The sequence below is a fragment of the uncultured Desulfobulbus sp. genome (genome assembly GCF_963662935.2).
In the GTDB taxonomy this organism is placed as follows: domain Bacteria; phylum Desulfobacterota; class Desulfobulbia; order Desulfobulbales; family Desulfobulbaceae; genus Desulfobulbus.
Genome location: NZ_CAXXTL010000003.1, coordinates 48,770 through 65,354 on the forward strand (window position 1 = coordinate 48,770; position 16,585 = coordinate 65,354).

The window sequence follows — 16,585 nt, forward strand, 5'->3', positions numbered from 1 at the left end:
CCCGGTTGTCAACGGATAAAGGTATCCGGGAGCGATGAACTTATCACTCTGTGGTCGGTACAATCCGACCAATTGCCCGATGAAGCGCGCCCTGACTTGGGTTTCATATTCGACGACAGAGTGACTCTGCGCCAAACACTTATCGAGGATCAACCACTTTGCCAGTTAAGACGATGCTGGCAAGAGCAACGAGCGAATGGAACCCGGTCGAGAATGGGCCACTCTCTTGCTCGTCGGAGACCGGGTTCCATTCGCGGGCTCGCCGGGAACGAAGGCCGGGTGATTGCGGCAAGGATTTTGTTGTCGCGTCCTAGAAACAATCGCGTACCCTCGTGCCGTCCCATTCAAAACGGCTTGGTCATGCGGCGGCATGCCAGAGTTAGAGCCGGGCTCGGGTGAGGGGCAGAACCACATCAACAAGCAGATGTTCAACGAGCGGGACGGACGGCCAATCAAGCCTTCTGGCTGCGGTGCAACCGGCAGACCATGGCCCATAATGCTGACGGCAGACGGAGGATATGCTCCGGAGGGCCATGCGGATATGCTCGAAAAAAGCTCCAGTTAGGTGTCGGGCTCGCCCGTCCCCTCGATTAGACGGCCAGGAACGTATGCATGTTGAACCCCTGCCGGTTTTTCAGCATGAAATAGACCGCTCGGCCGAGCTTGTGCGCCAGGATGGAAAGCGCCTTGCCTTTGCCGTGTTTCCGCACCAGCTTGTCGTGGAATTGCCGGCCCGGTTCGTTGCTTTTGAGGAACAGTTGCGCAGCCAAGGAAAAGGCCCAGCGGAGATGGGCGTTGCCGATCTTCTTGCCGCCACTGCCGTATTTCTTGCCGTTGGATTCCTTGGAGCAGGTGACCAGGCGGCAATAGGAGGCGAAATCCTGAACCCTGGGAAAGCGGCTGATGTCCTCGATCTCATAGAGCAGATTGAGGGCATTGATCCGGCCCACGCCGGGGATGCTCTTCAAGAGGGCATAAGCAGTCGGGTCATGCTCCTTTGCGTGGGCAATGATGTCCTGTTCGAGGACGGCCAACACCCGGTCATAGGCGTCGATCATGTCGAGATTGGCGGCCATGGACATGCACACCGAGGGATCGTCGAACCGATCCAGCAAGCCTTCCCGGTTTTGCGGTTTGGCGATCCGGCCCAGAGGCACCTGCAGGTTGTACTGGCTGGCGGTATTCTGGGTGTGGGCAAAGAGCTCGGCCCGCTTGCGCATGAGATGGTTGCGCCGGCGCATCAGGTCCCGAGTGGCACGCATCCGCTGGGGATACACGTAGGCCATGGGAATGAGGCCGCCCCTGAGCAAGGCAGCGATCTTCTGGGAGTCAATCTTGTCGTTCTTGCTTTTGCCGCCGTGGATGGCTCGCATGTAGAGCGCATGACCGAGGATAAAGGGGATGTTTTCCGTGGCGCAGAGATCGGCCAGCCAGTACCAGGAGAACATGCACTCGGCGCACACCACCAGATCATCCCGATAGGGGGCGATGGTTTTGAGGAAGGTTTCCGGCTCGGTCTTGATGTTGCGATGGAGCAGGATGTCCCCTTCCTGGCTGAGGATGCACAGGTACATTTTGTTGGTGTGCAGGTCGATTCCACAGTAATGCTTGTGTTGCTTGGTGTACAATCGCATGAGAAGGCCTCCTTGCTAAGGGTTGCTGATACCCCCATTATAGCGGAATAGTCCGCCGGGTGCTCAGGGGGCCTTCTCTAGTATCAAGCCACCCAGCGAGACGGCTAGTCCAAATGCCGTTGCCCAGTTTGGTTGAAGCTTAGAGGCCACGCTTTCTGGTAGCACGCTCAGATACGGCAGGAGCGCTTGCCATCCGGAAAGTTGTTGCAGCACGAACAGGATCAAGCCTGTAGCGATACCAAGCAAAAGTAGCAGGAGTAACGCCAGCGTGATGAGTAGGAATGCGTTTTTGGCCTCACGAACACGGTATTTGGAACGCCAGAGTCTGGAAAGGGATAGACATCGTTGCAACTTGTTCGGACGCTTTTCAAGCTCCATTTTTTGAAACTCAAGAAAGTCTTCAAAGGTACCGTTGTGAAACGCACTGAGCGCTGGAGGTTTCTCAAAATTATTATAGAGTGCGACAAGTTCCGCAATATCATTTCGCTCAACACCAGTTGGCCATTCTTCCGGGCGCTCAAAAAGATCGACAAGAATTGATCGACGCAGCCGCTGACGTTCCCGCCACTTTGCCAGAAAAAAGCGCGCATTCGTTGCATGCGACCAGTCGTGATCGTCGGCGTACCGGTGAATGGCCCGTATATAGGTCTCCGTACGTTCCGGATCATTTCGTGAAGGTTCCAGCCGTGGGCTTATTTTCGTCAGGAAGCCATTTACTTCACCACGTTCCCGATAGGAATTGGACAGGTAGATGTCGATGGAGTCGATCAGTCGGCTGACCTCTTCATGTCGCCGCTGGCTCCCCATCCCGTGCACGTAAACGACAGCAACATGGTCTTTCTTTTCAGTGTCCACTGTTTCCGTTTGCATTGTTTGTGTCGCCATTTTACCTCCAAACATCCAAACAAATATCACCCTGCCTGCCGGAGGGCAGAGTGATTAAAAACAATTATTTCCTGACGATGATTACGTAGCTAAATCATCGTCCAGATTATGGATGACCTGATTGACGCTCAGTGTGTCTGTATCGTACCTGGGAAGACAGTAATGACACCCGTTGTACCCACTCTCTTAGGCAGAGTGATTTAGCTAAATCATCAGATTATGGATGACCTGATTGACGCTCAGTGTGTCTGTATCGTACCTGGGAAGACAGTAATGACACCCGTTGTACCCACTCTCTTTTATCAGCTTGGCTACCTCTCCCAGATCCTTGCAGAATGATTTATTACTGGCAGCCATCAGAGATACCCAGTGGCAGTCGAGTTTGTGGATCTCTTTGGAATTGAGATTGGCGACATGCCAATCTGGGTTGAACCGGTAGAGGTATCTGAGAGTTACCGTTGATTTGTCGGCACTGATCCCTGTAACCCGGAATATAATGTAGCTTGCTGTTTCTCCTTCCTGGGCTATTGATACATAGGTGTGGTCTGCGACTGCGGTTACTCCAAAACGGGTAAATCCTGAGGTTGGGATATTCACTGTAGCTAAGTCAGCACTTCCAATGTTGCCGAGGTCGACAACTCCTTTCTGGTGTAGGTTGTTTGCCCAAAATTTACCCTGGTAATAGTAGAGATCACCTCCGGTAACATTGCCCACGGTGTTGGTTGAGAAGTCAAAGCTATCTTCGTCATCGAGAATGGCTTGGAGGAGTGCGTGGGCGTGGAAGGCCTGCTGGATATCATTAAAGTACGGGAATCCGTTGAGCAAGTTGTTGTCAATGTCGACTGCCTTGTAAAGCGCTGAGAGCAGGTTACTTTCATGGGGGTCGGAGAAATAGTATTTTCTCGGGTATGCTGAGAGTATCTGGTGAGCTTCCAAGATTAGTTCGTCCGCGATTCTTGCCCCCGGTGCGCCATGGTTGTTGATGAGTCGTTGCCTGAAGTCCCAGGCTGCACCGGCAATGATCATACCCCCGGTATGTCCTTCGATGTTATAACTACTTTTTCCGGGGTATTGCCGGGTGTTCTGAAGGTTTCTGGGGTTTGAGGTGTAACCTTCGCCGTGTCGGGACTCGTTGGTAAAGCTACTGGCAAAATAGTCTGCAAAGCCTTCGTCCATGGCGTAGGCTTCGGTAGTAGCATCTGGCCAGCCAATATAATTGCCATACTCATGGTATAAGATGTTGTGAGTGCATTCGTGGTAGATAACATCACTGCTTCTGGCAAAGTTATCGATCCCAAATGTCATTGGATTGCCTGCATAGGCATTGGAGAAGTTATGATTGACCTGGGCGTTGAACCGACTTGTCCCATCCAGATTGACCCACGAGTATCCGAGTTCGCTTTCCAGCCAGTCGTGGAACAGGTTCATGTGGTAGAAGAGGTTGACATGGTCCCGGTCCGTGGCGGTCCAGGTCAGGTCGCATGGGCTGTTCGTGTCACAATCTCTGGTTACTGAATAATCTGTTCCGTCGTGGTTCTGTACCCGTGCGTACGGCCCTTCGAGTTTGAACGTTGTATGTTTGAAGATTATCAACTCCCACCACCACGGTACATGTTTGGCATAGGAGCCGGAGTGATTCGTGGTTGTTGAACCTGCGTAATCAATTTCTACCAATCCGTGCCTGATAGGCATCGTGCTAATCGCGTCTGTCGGGTTTGTGGGATATATCTCACCCCGGACAGTGCCCGCTACCTGTGCGCCGGGAAATCTTGCGGTATATGATCGGATAATCTCTCCATCTATGGCATCGATGATAAAATATTTTTCGATCTCCGGTTCGGCTTGTTCTCCGGCCAGCAAAAACTTCCAGGCAAGATGATGAATGATCCTGCCTTCTGCGTTTTCCGGGTAAATCACCAGGATGCTCTCTCTCTTTTCCAGCCTCTTTGAATCCTGATCAGGGTAGGTTTTTTTTGCTGTATCAACGGCTTCTTCCAGGCTCACCTTCGGCTCAGTCGGTACATTGATGTCAGGTTGGTAGTTTGCAGCGTATGAGCTTACTTGGCCGGTTTCGGATGATTCCAAACTTACGATAGTGTCGTAGACGGGAATGCCTTTATAATACTGCCCGTATTTAACGTGCCACCTCTTATTGATATTTTTAGCTGAAATCAGTTTTAGATTTTTTGATTCAACTTCAAAAATTTTCTTGTGTTCCGTAAGGAACTTCTTGAAGGTTGCCTCGACATTGTCCTTAGTAAGGGGAAGAGTTCCTTTTTTTAAAACCTTTGGATAAGTATCTATTCCCGTCATACGATCTGGAATTTTTGTCAGTTTATTTCTTGTTACCTGTACATTTTTTGCTAATCGTGATTTTTCCTTCTTTTCATTTTTTTCACCTTTGAAAAAATCCATAGATATTACCTCCTATCATGCAGATTCTGTGAAATTTTTAATTATTCGAGGTTAGTTAACATTATCGTATAAATAAAATTATTAACGGAGAATTGTTATCAATGTCTCTGCACAAAATAATTATGCAAAATTTCAAAGAAATAATATCAATCAGCAGCCATAGTCTTTATATTTGATCCTAAACCGTGCATATCAAAAGACAATAAAGCAAAAGAAGATATATAATGGATAGACTAAATATCTAAAGAAACCGAAAAGGCTTGTGGCACAACAATTATTAGGAAGCGATAACTAGGGTCAGATAACCAAGAAAGTAAAGAGCGAGCGCATATTTAACGATACGAGTGATATCATGCTTGAACTTATGGCAAGAGGAGGGATGCGAGTGAGCGAAGTGCTCAACCTCAAGCCTGCCGACATTGATGATCAGAAATTGTTCCTGCACGACACAAAAAGTGGACGGGAGTTAGAAGTTGTATTCATACCCAAAAAAATCAGCCGCCGACTTCAAGATTACGTTAGAGAAAAAAGATCCTTTCGCACCAACGAATTTTCCCGATCACTTATGCCGGAGCGAGGAAGATGGTTGTGAAAGTCGGTAAAATGGTGGGCGTTAATCTGCGCCCCCATGATCTAAGGCGACATGCTGCTACTTATGCATCGAGATCGGGGATACCGATTGAGATTGTCAGCAAAGTGATACTTCGACATGCTGACCTGTCAACGACCCAACGCTATCTTGGAAAAGTTTCCGACCTTGAAGCAATCAGGTGGATCGAGAATCTGCATGGCTAAGGTGGACTGGAGAAACCTTGAATATAAACGAAAAAATCAGCCGGAGCGTAGCGATCAGCTGGATTGAACGTGTTGGGCTCTGATGTATGTGTTGCATCATGCCCACTGTTACTTTCAAGGGCTTATTGGCTATCCCGATGCAAAAATTTCCGTGAGACAATAATCCTCTTACTGCACCAGTGACGCCCACTGGAGCTTCTTTGTTGAAGGGGTCACTTACTGGAATCGGCGAACGTCTAAAGGACACCTTTTTTCAAATCCTCGATGCCGATGCGGTCGACAAAGGCGCCGGTACGTTCACGGGGTTTGGCATTGGCGACATAATACTCGATGCATTTTCTGGCCAAGGCGATGGTCTGCTTCTCGTCCATGTCCTCGGCCAAAACGTCAGCCTGACGCACCCTGCGTCCGGAGTTGCCGCCGAAAACCAGGGTCCAGCCGCTCTTCTTGCCGATCAGTCCGAGATCCCGTACCAGACTTTCCGCGCAGAGAAATGGACAGCCGGAAACTCCGACCTTGAATTTTGCCGGCATTTCAATGCTGGAAAAGATTTCCTCGAGGCGGATGCCGAAGCCGAGCGAGTCCTGGACGCCAAACTTGCAGACCTCGGTTCCAGGGCAGGCCTGGACGTAATGAAGACAGAGTTCGACTGCCTTTCCTTCGTTCATGCCGAGATCTTCGTAGATCGGCAGGATCTGCTCTTCCGGCATGCCGACCAAGGCGATCCGTTGGCCGGAAGTGATCTTGACTATGGGAATATCATATTTCTCCACTACCTCGGTGAGTGCCCTCAGGTGATCGCGGCTGATCACGCCCGCAGGAATCCGTGGCACGATGGCATAGGTTTTCTTGTCGCGCTGGAGTATGGCTCCCTTGGGTCCGTCTGCTTTTGTCATGACTTTCCTCCTGGATACTAATTCGAGATTTAACTGCAGATATGGTTGAGGATCATATTCCTTTCGAAAGGAGTGTCGGAGTAACTTTACCGGAAGACTATAAAATGGGTGAGTCTAACTTGGCAATTTAAAAAAGAAAGATTGGATTGAAATACATGTCCTGCCCTGCGGGGTATCAGTGGTCAAATTCCACTGTTAAATTTTGACCAATTCACATCCGACTTTTTGATGTTACCAGAAATATCTTTGCTCCATTTTTCATACGCTGCCATGCTTGCTTCTATTCCAGCTATGGTTTTCATTATTTGTCCTCGCTATTTTGGTTCATTAAACCTTTCGCGTAATTGTTTGCTCGGACGGAAAGAGATCATCTGCCGCTTGGTGATGGTCTGAAGAGGTGCCGATTATTGAGACAGGTGTATAAGCAATGAACCAACCTATTTTGCAAGGAGAAGTTCAATGTCAAACCCACCTCATCGTCCACGTCACAGCGCAGAATTTAAGGCCACAGTAGCCCTGGCCGCACTGTCGGAGTCCAAGACTCTGGCTGAACTGGCTACTGAGTACCGGGTTCACCCGACCCAGATCACCCGCTGGAAGCAGGATCTGACCAAGAACGCTTCTGAGCTTTTTGGCAAGGGCAAGAAGAAAGAAGTCAACCATGAGGCCGAAGTGGCCGAGCTCCACCGTCAGATCGGCAAGCTCAAGGTTGAGAACGATTTTTTAGCCAATCTGCCCGGTCTGAACTTGGCCGGGCGCAGAAACAACAGGTGATCGCTATGGGACATCCTGAAGTTTCTGTTCAGCGTTGCTGCCAGCTTTTCGGACTGCCTCGTTCCAACTATTACCGCGGCCTTGGCTTCGGTCTACGTGTTGGTGATTTGGAACTGATGGCCCGGATAGACAAACTCTATATTGAGCACCCCTGGATGGGGAGCCGTTCCTTTGCTGATCACCTCACAACTCCCGAACTCGTGGTGGGAAGAGGTCGTGTCCGTCGCTTAATGCGGGTCATGGGCATCGAGTCTTTAGCTCCCAAGCCGGGCACCAGCAGGCGACAGCCGAAGCATCCGGTCTATCCCTATCTGCTCCGGGGAGTGACCATTGACAGGCCCGATCAGGTGTGGGCGACTGACATCACCTACATCCCTATGGCTCGGGGTTTCATGTACCTGATCGCGATCATGGATTGGGCCACCAGAAAGGTTCTCGCCTGGCGACTATCCAACACTCTGGACACCAGATTTTGCGTTGAGGCTTTGAAAGAGGCTCTCTTTAAATATGGCGCTCCTGAGATATTCAATACTGATCAGGGGTGCCAATTCACCAGCGAAGCGTTCACCTCAGTCCTCAAGGCCTGGAACGTCAAAATCAGCATGGACGGCAAAGGACGATTCAAGGACAATATCTTTATCGAGCGACTTTGGCGCACCCTGAAATACGAAAGGATCTACCTGAAGTCATACGAAACGGGAACTGAGCTTGTCAAGGATCTGACTTCCTGGTTCGGCTGGTATAATGAGAAAAGAAAACATTCGTCACTTGACAAGCAGACTCCAAATGAGGCTTATTCAAAACGAATCGAACAATTGAGCAAGGCAGCCTGAGGCCTGTAACTGTATAATAAAAGCAACATTGCTTATTTCACACCTCAGGATGTCTCACAAACCCCGACCACCTCAGTCATAGACTCGCCGGTTTTAGGATTGCGTCCCCGGCGCGGCGATTTATCTCGGACATTCAAACTGCCAAATTGGACCAATTTGATCGATTTTCCATTAATCAAGGTGTTCTTCAGTGTTGCAAAAACGGTGTAGACAATTTCTGCTGCGTTCCGTTGGGAAACACCCAGCTTTTCAGTGATCGATATGGCCAATTCTTTTCGTGTTACGTTATTTTTCTTCATTTTCAATATAATGGTTAGTCACGATCAACTGGAGCAATGTTGACTTGACACCCCTGAATGAGTTGTAGGGCTTGATGTCACCTGATAAAAGCCATTATGCATTGCCTTCCATATAAGGTCCGAGAATCATTTTGGAGTATCCCTGCCCAGCCGGTATCCGTGGATACAACATTTCCTCTTCATCGCAGATAACTTCCAGAAAACAAGGTCCATCTGTATGCAAAAATGCTTTCAATCCATCTTCAAGGTCGCGTCTGTCATCTATGCGTTTGGAGAAGACAAAACTCAGGTCCTTGGCAAGCGTAGCAAAGTTGACAGCATTGACCTTCTTGGTCGCTACATAATTGCCCCCATAAACAAATTTTTGATAGTTCCTGACCATGCATTCGCCATGATTATTGAGCAAAAGCACCTTTATGGGTAAACCGTACCGGCCGATGGTAAACAACTCCCCCAGATTCATTAACAGGCTGCCATCGCCGTCGATGGCCAGAATCATAGCGCTGGGATTGGCATAATGCGTGCCAATCGCGTTCGGCAAGGCAAAGCCCATGGTACCAAAGCCACCGGAAGTGATGAAGGATTTTGGAGATTTCGTCTCCAGATACTGGGCAGCAAGCATCTGATGATTTCCAACCCCGGTGGTTATTTTCATGTTTTCCGTGATATGGGTCGAGAGGAGTTCCATCACTTCGGCTTGCTGAATTGCCTGGGCATGTCTGTTGAAATTCAGCGGAAATTTCTTTTTTAACTGACGTCCACATTCCTGCCACTCACCAATATTCAACTCAATGGCTTGGTTTTCTGCATAATTGAGCAGATCATCAAGAGCTGTTTCAGCCCGGCCAATGAAAGTAAACTTTGGCTTTCGCGAAAACCGAACCTCCTGAACCTTCTCGGGATTGACATCAAAATAGGCAATATCGGCTTCAAGACCGAGTTCTCCTACCTTCTGGGAAACACGATCATCCCAGCGGACACCGAAGGCAACAAAAAGATCAGTTTTCTGAATGGCCATGTTCGCGGCAGGAACACCAAACATGCCAAGCATACCGAGTGCGAAGTCATCTTCTTCATTGAGGATGCCTTTGCCCATCAAACTCCAAATCGACGGCACCTTGTAGCGTTGGTTGAACGTTCTGATCCGTTCACTTCCTGCCTTCGAATTCAGCCCACCTCCAATGTACAGAAGGGGACGTTTCGCATTTTGAAGAAGCTGAAAAAACTGACTGCACTGATTTTCCCCTAAGTGTCGTTCTTCGTCATATTTATAGCGAAATCGTTCAACATCAATGGCCTGGTAGACCCCTTCACGGTTTTGAATATCAAATGGAAAATCAATGACCACCGGACCAGGCTTACCCGACTTGGCGAAGAAGTAGGCGTCTTTGACGATTTCTTCTATATTATGGAGTTCATTGACTAAAATTACTTTTTTTGCGGCTCCTGAAAAAATTTTTTCAACATTTATGTGCTGAAACTCATCGGTACCCATCTTCATTCGGGTAACTTGTCCGGCAAAGACCAACAAAGGTATCGAATCAGCATTCGCATCAGCAACTGCAGTCAGGGTATTTGTAATAGCCGGACCCGACGTGACCACTGCAATACCAATACTGTCACTGGATCGAGAGTATCCTCCGGCAGCAAATGCACATGACTGCTCATTCGAGCAAACCACTATCTCTATCCCGCATGCATCGAGAGCATGAATAACGGGCATTATAGTTACACCTGAAAATCCGAAAACTCTTTGCACGCCTAGGTTAATGAGGCTTTTGGCCAATATTTCTGCATTATTCATGATAATTCCGAGTTTCACTTGCCGGGTCCAAACATCTTCTGGTGTCTTGGTTCAACGGGAATAGGACTTTTGAGCTGTTCATGATAAACCATTATGAACGGAGGAAAGTCCATGCGAAAGAAACGTCACAACTACAGCCCTGAAGAGAAGGTAATCATCCTCAAGCGCCACCTGGTTGGCCGGGAAACGGTATCGGATCTCTGCGATGAATACCAACTGCAGCCGAATACATTCTACGGTTGGCAAAAGCAGTTTTTCGAAAAGGGAGCTGCTGCTTTTGCCCTAGAAAACAAAGACTCCAAGAAGGTACAAGAACAACGAATCCATCAGCTTGAAGATAAATTACGTCGGAAACACGAGGTTCTTTCCGAGTTACTGGAGGAGCATATCCAGTTAAAAAAAGAACTTGGGGAGCTCTGAATGGTAGCTGGGTTCCTCATGATACACGTGATACCGTTGTTGATTTCAGCAAGCATTGGAGCAAGAAAGCTGAAGTGGCCCTGCAAGAGATCATCGCTTGGCTGGCCGTTTCCAGGAGCAAGTTTTATGCATGGATCAAGCGGTACGGCAAGGCCAACGAACATAATGGGCTGATCCCCCGGGATTTCTGGCTTGAACCTTGGGAACGGGCAGCGATCGTCAATTTTGCTGTCAACAATTCCCTTGAGGGGTATCGGCGGTTGACGTTTATGCTACTGGATCAGGACATCGTTGCCGTCAGCCCCAGCAGCACCTGGCGAGTTCTAGGCCAGGCAGGGTTGCTGCAGAAATGGAACCGGAAGAAAAGCCTCAAGGGCACCGGCTTTGTGCAACCGCTCAGGCCCCATGACCATTGGCATGTGGACATTTCTTATATCAACATCTGCGGCACATTTTATTATTTGTGCAGCATTCTCGATGGATGCAGTCGTTTCATTGTCCACTGGGAGATCAGGGAACAGATGACGGAAATGGATGTGGAGATCATCCTGCAACGCGCCAAGGAGCACTTTCCCGAAGCCCGGCCAAGGATCATTTCAGATAACGGGCCACAATTTATTGCCAAGGATTTCAAAGAATTCATCCGTATCTCGGGAATGACGCATGTGCGGACATCGCCATATTATCCGCAGTCCAACGGCAAATTGGAACGGTTCCACGCAACCATCAAGGGGGAATGTATTCGTCCCGGTGTCCCGCTTTCCCTTGACGATGCCCGAAGAATGGTTGAAGGGTTTATCCATCACTACAACAACGTCAGGTTGCACAGCGCCATCGGATATATCGCGCCGATGGACAAATTGAACGGCAGAGAACAGGAAATATTCAAAGAGCGAGACAAAAAACTGGAAAAAGCCCGGGAACTGAGAAAGAAAAAACGACTTCGTGCCTACGGGCCAATCACCCCAAGGGGAGATAATACGGCTCCCCATAACCCCTTAATGCAAACAGCTTGAATGTCCATTTCCAACTGAGGCGGAACACTGGCCAAATGTGTCGAGATGGACCATGTCGACCACTGATTTCCGAGGCGGCCCGGCTTTTGGTTCAACCGCCGAACGGCCGATAGGAATGACCGCCACCGCCTCATACCCGTCGGGCAGGGAAATCAACTGCTTGCAGGCATCATGATCGAGGAGGCCGACCACCACTGTGCCCAGACCGATCTCGTGGGCCTTCAGACAAAGGGTCTGGGTGGCGATGCCCAGATCGAACATGAACCAATTGGTGAACTTAGTAGACTCCTTGCCGTCGTAGCAGCCGGAGACTCCTGTCTTGGCGCATACGACAATGAGTGCAGAAGCGGCAAGCGAACATTTGGTGGCCGGATTGGTTCCCTTACCTGACTGGTAGATCCCAGTCACCTTGCTGATCAGTTCCTTGTCCCGCAGCACCACGAACTCCCACACTTGGGTGTTGGCCCAAGAAGGAGACAAGCGGACCGCTTCAAAAATCTCCTGCAGCTCTTGATCAGTCACTTTATCTTCCGTGAATCGGCGAATGCTCCGACGTTGCACTATGGCTTCCTGCAGTTCCATTATTCCTCCTACTTATGTGAGATTTCCTCTTCTCTGTCTAACAAGGCGATTGCTCGGCAATGTTTCCTTACTCGTACTGATGTTTATCCATAAAATACTCGATGAGCAACCAGCATCTCGACGAAAACAAGCCGCTCAAGGAGGCAGGAAGGACACCGGCGATAGTGGCACCAGATTTACGATCGGAGACATGTTGACTTTGAACGGAGAAATAACCAGCCGACCTTTCTATTATTTCTGCGCACTGACTCCCATCAGGTGCTCGACCTTTCCTACGTATCTGAAGCCGGCCGCCTTTAGCCGGCAAATGACGCCTTCGACAAAGCTGCTTCCCTTTTTTATTATATGTGGATTTCCGGTGTAATGAAAAAGCCGTCCGTTCCGGCGCAACACCCGGAAGATCTCCCGGTAGAACTCTTCGCTGTAGAGCTCCTCGGCGATGGAAAAACGCGGTGGATCGTGAATGACTGAATCAAAAGATGTCGAAGGCATTGTGCCTATCAGCTCATAGCTATTGCCCTGACATTGCATAATCCCCTTCTGGCCCAAATCGTTTGACCAAGGGTTCTGCGCTCGCAGCCCCATCACCTCCCGGCTCAGTTCGATGCTGAGCACCTCGCTTGCACCTAGTCGGTGGGCAGCGATGGCCGCATATCCCAATCCGCTGCAGCAGTCCAGCACTTTGTCACCCTTGCGCACCGCCTGTTGAGCCATCTCGGAGGCACTAGCAAAAGGGTCGGTGTCTTTGGAGATATGCATCTTGACGCCGCTAATTTCTAGCAGCGGAGCTCCAGTAGTGGGAACGAGCTTGTAGTAGCCAGAGCTGCGGTCTTCCAACGGATCTATATCTCCATCGCGACAGAGGTAAATCCTCTGTGTCTTCTTGACGATTCTTTTGAGTTCGTCGATGGAGAGTCGATTGTCTTCGTCGAGCACTAGGCACTGGTCACTTAAGGAAAAGTCTCGTTCCGAAAGATTCAGGTCAGTGGAAAGTCGGACGCAGGAAAGCCCATTGGCGATAGCCTCCAGCGCCTGTATGGCATTTCCTGTGTGAAGGTAGTAGCTGGGCATATCGTTCGTCTATTTAGTTATAAATTCAGACCGCACTATACACCGGTAGCGTTGGGGGCTTACTTCCAATGAAGTTGAGACTTCTCAATAAGTTTCAGCTGAACAACCATCGTTCAAGGAGCCGGGTATAGCGCGGCATCACCACATACACCATGAGAAAAACGACAATTCCAGTCATTGTGAATGTGCCGACAAGGCGATTATTCGGCATGCCAATGTATTGCAAAAGAGGTGTAACCACTAGGGGGACGACGAAGGCGAGCGGAAATATGGCTGACCAAGTGACCAGATATTGCTTCCATCGCATGGGAACTTTGGCCTTCGCTTCCGCTGGTGTGAACCAAAAATCCAGTCCGCTACTGATCAATGCGGAACCGTTTCCCAATTTCATACTTTTTCATCACGAAAGCAAATTGATTAAACTTTTAAACTACACGTAAAAGGAATCAAGTGTCGTGATGATACCTGCGTAGCTCCCCGTTTTTTCCTCATCTTAAAAAATCGATTCAAGCCCCCCATTAACGAGCTGCACGGCATATTATCTCGAGCAGATTTTCCGACATGATGCGGGGAATCTAACCCAGCATTACCCATACCCTTACAAATTACAACCGTTGTTTGGGTACCTCAATTTGTCCTGTCTTGCACAATAGGCGTTTTGCTCAACAAATCGTTTTTTTCATCACATTTTAAACTGAGGTGGTCGGGGTTTGTGAGACATCCTGAGGTGTGAAATAAGCAATGTTGCTTTTATTATACAGTTACAGGCCTCAGGCTGCCTTGCTCAATTGTTCGATTCGTTTTGAATAAGCCTCATTTGGAGTCTGCTTGTCAAGTGACGAATGTTTTCTTTTCTCATTATACCAGCCGAACCAGGAAGTCAGATCCTTGACAAGCTCAGTTCCCGTTTCGTATGACTTCAGGTAGATCCTTTCGTATTTCAGGGTGCGCCAAAGTCGCTCGATAAAGATATTGTCCTTGAATCGTCCTTTGCCGTCCATGCTGATTTTGACGTTCCAGGCCTTGAGGACTGAGGTGAACGCTTCGCTGGTGAATTGGCACCCCTGATCAGTATTGAATATCTCAGGAGCGCCATATTTAAAGAGAGCCTCTTTCAAAGCCTCAACGCAAAATCTGGTGTCCAGAGTGTTGGATAGTCGCCAGGCGAGAACCTTTCTGGTGGCCCAATCCATGATCGCGATCAGGTACATGAAACCCCGAGCCATAGGGATGTAGGTGATGTCAGTCGCCCACACCTGATCGGGCCTGTCAATGGTCACTCCCCGGAGCAGATAGGGATAGACCGGATGCTTCGGCTGTCGCCTGCTGGTGCCCGGCTTGGGAGCTAAAGACTCGATGCCCATGACCCGCATTAAGCGACGGACACGACCTCTTCCCACCACGAGTTCGGGAGTTGTGAGGTGATCAGCAAAGGAACGGCTCCCCATCCAGGGGTGCTCAATATAGAGTTTGTCTATCCGGGCCATCAGTTCCAAATCACCAACACGTAGACCGAAGCCAAGGCCGCGGTAATAGTTGGAACGAGGCAGTCCGAAAAGCTGGCAGCAACGCTGAACAGAAACTTCAGGATGTCCCATAGCGATCACCTGTTGTTTCTGCGCCCGGCCAAGTTCAGACCGGGCAGATTGGCTAAAAAATCGTTCTCAACCTTGAGCTTGCCGATCTGACGGTGGAGCTCGGCCACTTCGGCCTCATGGTTGACTTCTTTCTTCTTGCCCTTGCCAAAAAGCTCAGAAGCGTTCTTGGTCAGATCCTGCTTCCAGCGGGTGATCTGGGTCGGGTGAACCCGGTACTCAGTAGCCAGTTCAGCCAGAGTCTTGGACTCCGACAGTGCGGCCAGGGCTACTGTGGCCTTAAATTCTGCGCTGTGACGTGGACGATGAGGTGGGTTTGACATTGAACTTCTCCTTGCAAAATAGGTTGGTTCATTGCTTATACACCTGTCTCAATAATCGGCACCTCTTCAAACAACTAGAAAAATAAAGCACGAAACCTCGTAATTTTGCGAGTTGTTGGCGCGGCCTTTTTTTTCTTTAGTGGACCCATCGATCACGGCATCGACGCCTGCCCGGGATGACCGGCACAAAACGCTCCTCCACCACAGGCCTCATCCGTTTTCAATGGTATCCGGAGCAATACCGCTCACGCAGAGTTTCCAATTTTTAAACTGTTCCATCACTCGCAATCACCTGGTGCAACCAAGGAGACACCTCATGGAAAACATTTATGACATCGTTATCGTCGGAGCCGGTCCGGCCGGCATGACCGCAGCCATCTATGCCATTCGCGCCAACATGAAGGTGTTGATGCTCGACCGGCTGGCCCCCGGCGGGCAAATGATCAACACCAACGAAATCGAAAATTACACCGGCGCCGGCAAATTGAGCGGTGCCGAGCTGGCCATCAAGATGTTCGAACACACCCAGGAACTGGGGGTGGAATTCGACTACAAGACAGTCATCGACATCAAGAACGGTGGTCCCCTGAAAACCATTACCTGCGAAGAGGACGACACCGTCTATAAGGCGCGGGCGGTCATTCTCGCCACCGGCACCGTGCCCCGACGTCTCGGCGTACCCGGCGAGGACGATTGGGCAGCCAACGGTATAAGCTGGTGTGCGATCTGCGATGGCGCCCAGTATCGCGACAAAGAGGTAGTGGTCATCGGCGGCGGCAACTCGGCGGTGGAAGAGTCCATTTATCTGGCAGGGATCTGCACCAAGCTGACCATCGTCACCATGTTCGACCTCACCGCCGATCCCAAGGCCTGCGACCTGCTGCGCAAGATGCCCAACGTCACCATCTACCCCTATCAGGAGGTGCTGGAGTTCACCGGCACCGAACGGATCACCGGGGTGCGCTTCAAATCGACTAAGGAAGACGCCACCGAGCGGTATGCACCCTGCGACGGCGTCTTCGAATACATCGGCTTTTCAGCCTCGTCCCAGGCCTTTGCCAATCTCGGCATCGTCGACCGCACCGGCTGCATCCAGGCCGATACCCGCATGACCACCTCGCTCCCCGGCATCTTCGGTGCCGGCGACATCACCGTCAAACATCTCAGGCAGATTGTCACCGCCTGTTCGGATGGTGCGGTGGCGGCCAACAGCGCTGCCGCCTATGTCGAATCACTCAAGTAA

17 protein-coding genes are annotated in these 16,585 nt (G+C 50.0%); 7 read left to right on the forward strand and 10 right to left on the reverse strand.

What is annotated here, in order from left to right:
• Positions 1-370 precede the first annotated feature (370 nt).
• Complete coding sequence (locus tag ACHZCX_RS19000; RefSeq protein WP_319585256.1) at positions 371-565, forward strand: hypothetical protein; 195 nt, start codon at positions 371-373, stop codon at positions 563-565.
• Positions 566-590: 25 nt separating this feature from the next.
• Here the strand turns inward: ACHZCX_RS19000 and ACHZCX_RS19005 are convergent, their stop codons facing one another.
• From ACHZCX_RS19005 to ACHZCX_RS19015, 3 genes are all read right to left on the reverse strand, one after another.
• Positions 591-1,634, reverse strand: a complete 1,044-nt coding sequence (locus ACHZCX_RS19005) for an IS110 family transposase (RefSeq protein ID WP_319585255.1) — start codon at positions 1,632-1,634, stop codon at positions 591-593.
• A gap of 63 nt (positions 1,635-1,697) precedes the next feature.
• On the reverse strand, positions 1,698-2,519 hold the full coding sequence (locus tag ACHZCX_RS19010; protein WP_319588793.1) for a hypothetical protein: 822 nt from the start codon (positions 2,517-2,519) through the stop codon (positions 1,698-1,700).
• A gap of 204 nt (positions 2,520-2,723) precedes the next feature.
• A complete protein-coding gene (locus tag ACHZCX_RS19015) occupies positions 2,724-4,934 on the reverse strand; it encodes a hypothetical protein (protein ID WP_319588794.1) in 2,211 nt (736 codons plus the stop codon).
• A gap of 352 nt (positions 4,935-5,286) precedes the next feature.
• Here ACHZCX_RS19015 and ACHZCX_RS19020 point away from each other — a divergent pair, with 352 nt between their 5' ends.
• Positions 5,287-5,526, forward strand: a complete 240-nt coding sequence (locus ACHZCX_RS19020) for a tyrosine-type recombinase/integrase (RefSeq protein ID WP_319588795.1) — start codon at positions 5,287-5,289, stop codon at positions 5,524-5,526.
• An 11-nt stretch (positions 5,527-5,537) separates the two neighbouring features.
• The gene (locus ACHZCX_RS19025) at positions 5,538-5,729 is read left to right on the forward strand and encodes a tyrosine-type recombinase/integrase (protein ID WP_394708857.1); all 192 of its coding nucleotides are present in this window, start codon (positions 5,538-5,540) and stop codon (positions 5,727-5,729) included.
• A gap of 236 nt (positions 5,730-5,965) precedes the next feature.
• On the opposite strand, the gene ACHZCX_RS19030 is transcribed toward ACHZCX_RS19025, so the two are convergent.
• The gene (locus ACHZCX_RS19030; protein ID WP_319588796.1) at positions 5,966-6,625 is read right to left on the reverse strand and encodes an NAD(P)/FAD-dependent oxidoreductase; all 660 of its coding nucleotides are present in this window, start codon (positions 6,623-6,625) and stop codon (positions 5,966-5,968) included.
• A 459-nt stretch (positions 6,626-7,084) separates the two neighbouring features.
• Between ACHZCX_RS19030 and ACHZCX_RS19035 the strand changes: the two genes are divergently transcribed.
• A protein-coding gene (locus tag ACHZCX_RS19035) for an IS3 family transposase (RefSeq protein WP_319585211.1) occupies positions 7,085-8,232 on the forward strand; the annotation gives its coding sequence in 2 pieces (ribosomal slippage) (positions 7,085-7,343 and positions 7,343-8,232; 1,149 coding nt in all).
• Positions 8,233-8,276: 44 nt separating this feature from the next.
• On the opposite strand, the gene ACHZCX_RS19040 is transcribed toward ACHZCX_RS19035, so the two are convergent.
• Both ACHZCX_RS19040 and ACHZCX_RS19045 read right to left on the reverse strand, forming a co-directional pair.
• On the reverse strand, positions 8,277-8,531 hold the full coding sequence (locus ACHZCX_RS19040; RefSeq protein ID WP_319588797.1) for an HU family DNA-binding protein: 255 nt from the start codon (positions 8,529-8,531) through the stop codon (positions 8,277-8,279).
• Between the two features lie 94 nt (positions 8,532-8,625).
• Entirely contained in the window at positions 8,626-10,335 is a 1,710-nt protein-coding gene (locus tag ACHZCX_RS19045; RefSeq protein ID WP_319588798.1) for a thiamine pyrophosphate-binding protein, read from the reverse strand.
• Positions 10,336-10,428: 93 nt separating this feature from the next.
• Here ACHZCX_RS19045 and ACHZCX_RS19050 point away from each other — a divergent pair, with 93 nt between their 5' ends.
• Together ACHZCX_RS19050 and ACHZCX_RS19055 are read left to right on the forward strand one after the other, a co-directional pair.
• Entirely contained in the window at positions 10,429-10,755 is a 327-nt protein-coding gene (locus ACHZCX_RS19050; RefSeq protein WP_319585208.1) for a transposase, read from the forward strand.
• 74 nt (positions 10,756-10,829) lie between these two features.
• Positions 10,830-11,771: an IS3 family transposase gene (locus ACHZCX_RS19055; protein WP_319585209.1), complete on the forward strand. Its 942-nt coding sequence runs from the start codon at positions 10,830-10,832 to the stop codon at positions 11,769-11,771.
• Here ACHZCX_RS19055 and ACHZCX_RS19060 read toward each other — a convergent pair.
• The 4 genes from ACHZCX_RS19060 to ACHZCX_RS19075 form a co-directional block, all read right to left on the reverse strand.
• Positions 11,754-12,353: a nitroreductase family protein gene (locus ACHZCX_RS19060; RefSeq protein ID WP_319588799.1), complete on the reverse strand. Its 600-nt coding sequence runs from the start codon at positions 12,351-12,353 to the stop codon at positions 11,754-11,756. The genes ACHZCX_RS19055 and ACHZCX_RS19060 overlap by 18 nt on opposite strands.
• A 231-nt stretch (positions 12,354-12,584) precedes the next feature.
• Complete coding sequence (locus tag ACHZCX_RS19065; protein WP_319588800.1) at positions 12,585-13,424, reverse strand: methyltransferase domain-containing protein; 840 nt, start codon at positions 13,422-13,424, stop codon at positions 12,585-12,587.
• Positions 13,425-13,518: 94 nt separating this feature from the next.
• Complete coding sequence (locus ACHZCX_RS19070; RefSeq protein WP_319588801.1) at positions 13,519-13,815, reverse strand: hypothetical protein; 297 nt, start codon at positions 13,813-13,815, stop codon at positions 13,519-13,521.
• A gap of 379 nt (positions 13,816-14,194) precedes the next feature.
• A protein-coding gene (locus tag ACHZCX_RS19075; protein ID WP_319585211.1) for an IS3 family transposase occupies positions 14,195-15,342 on the reverse strand; the annotation gives its coding sequence in 2 pieces (ribosomal slippage) (positions 14,195-15,084 and positions 15,084-15,342; 1,149 coding nt in all).
• Between the two features lie 316 nt (positions 15,343-15,658).
• On the opposite strand from ACHZCX_RS19075, the gene ACHZCX_RS19080 reads away from it, so the two are divergent.
• A complete protein-coding gene (locus ACHZCX_RS19080) occupies positions 15,659-16,585 on the forward strand; it encodes an FAD-dependent oxidoreductase (RefSeq protein WP_319588802.1) in 927 nt (308 codons plus the stop codon).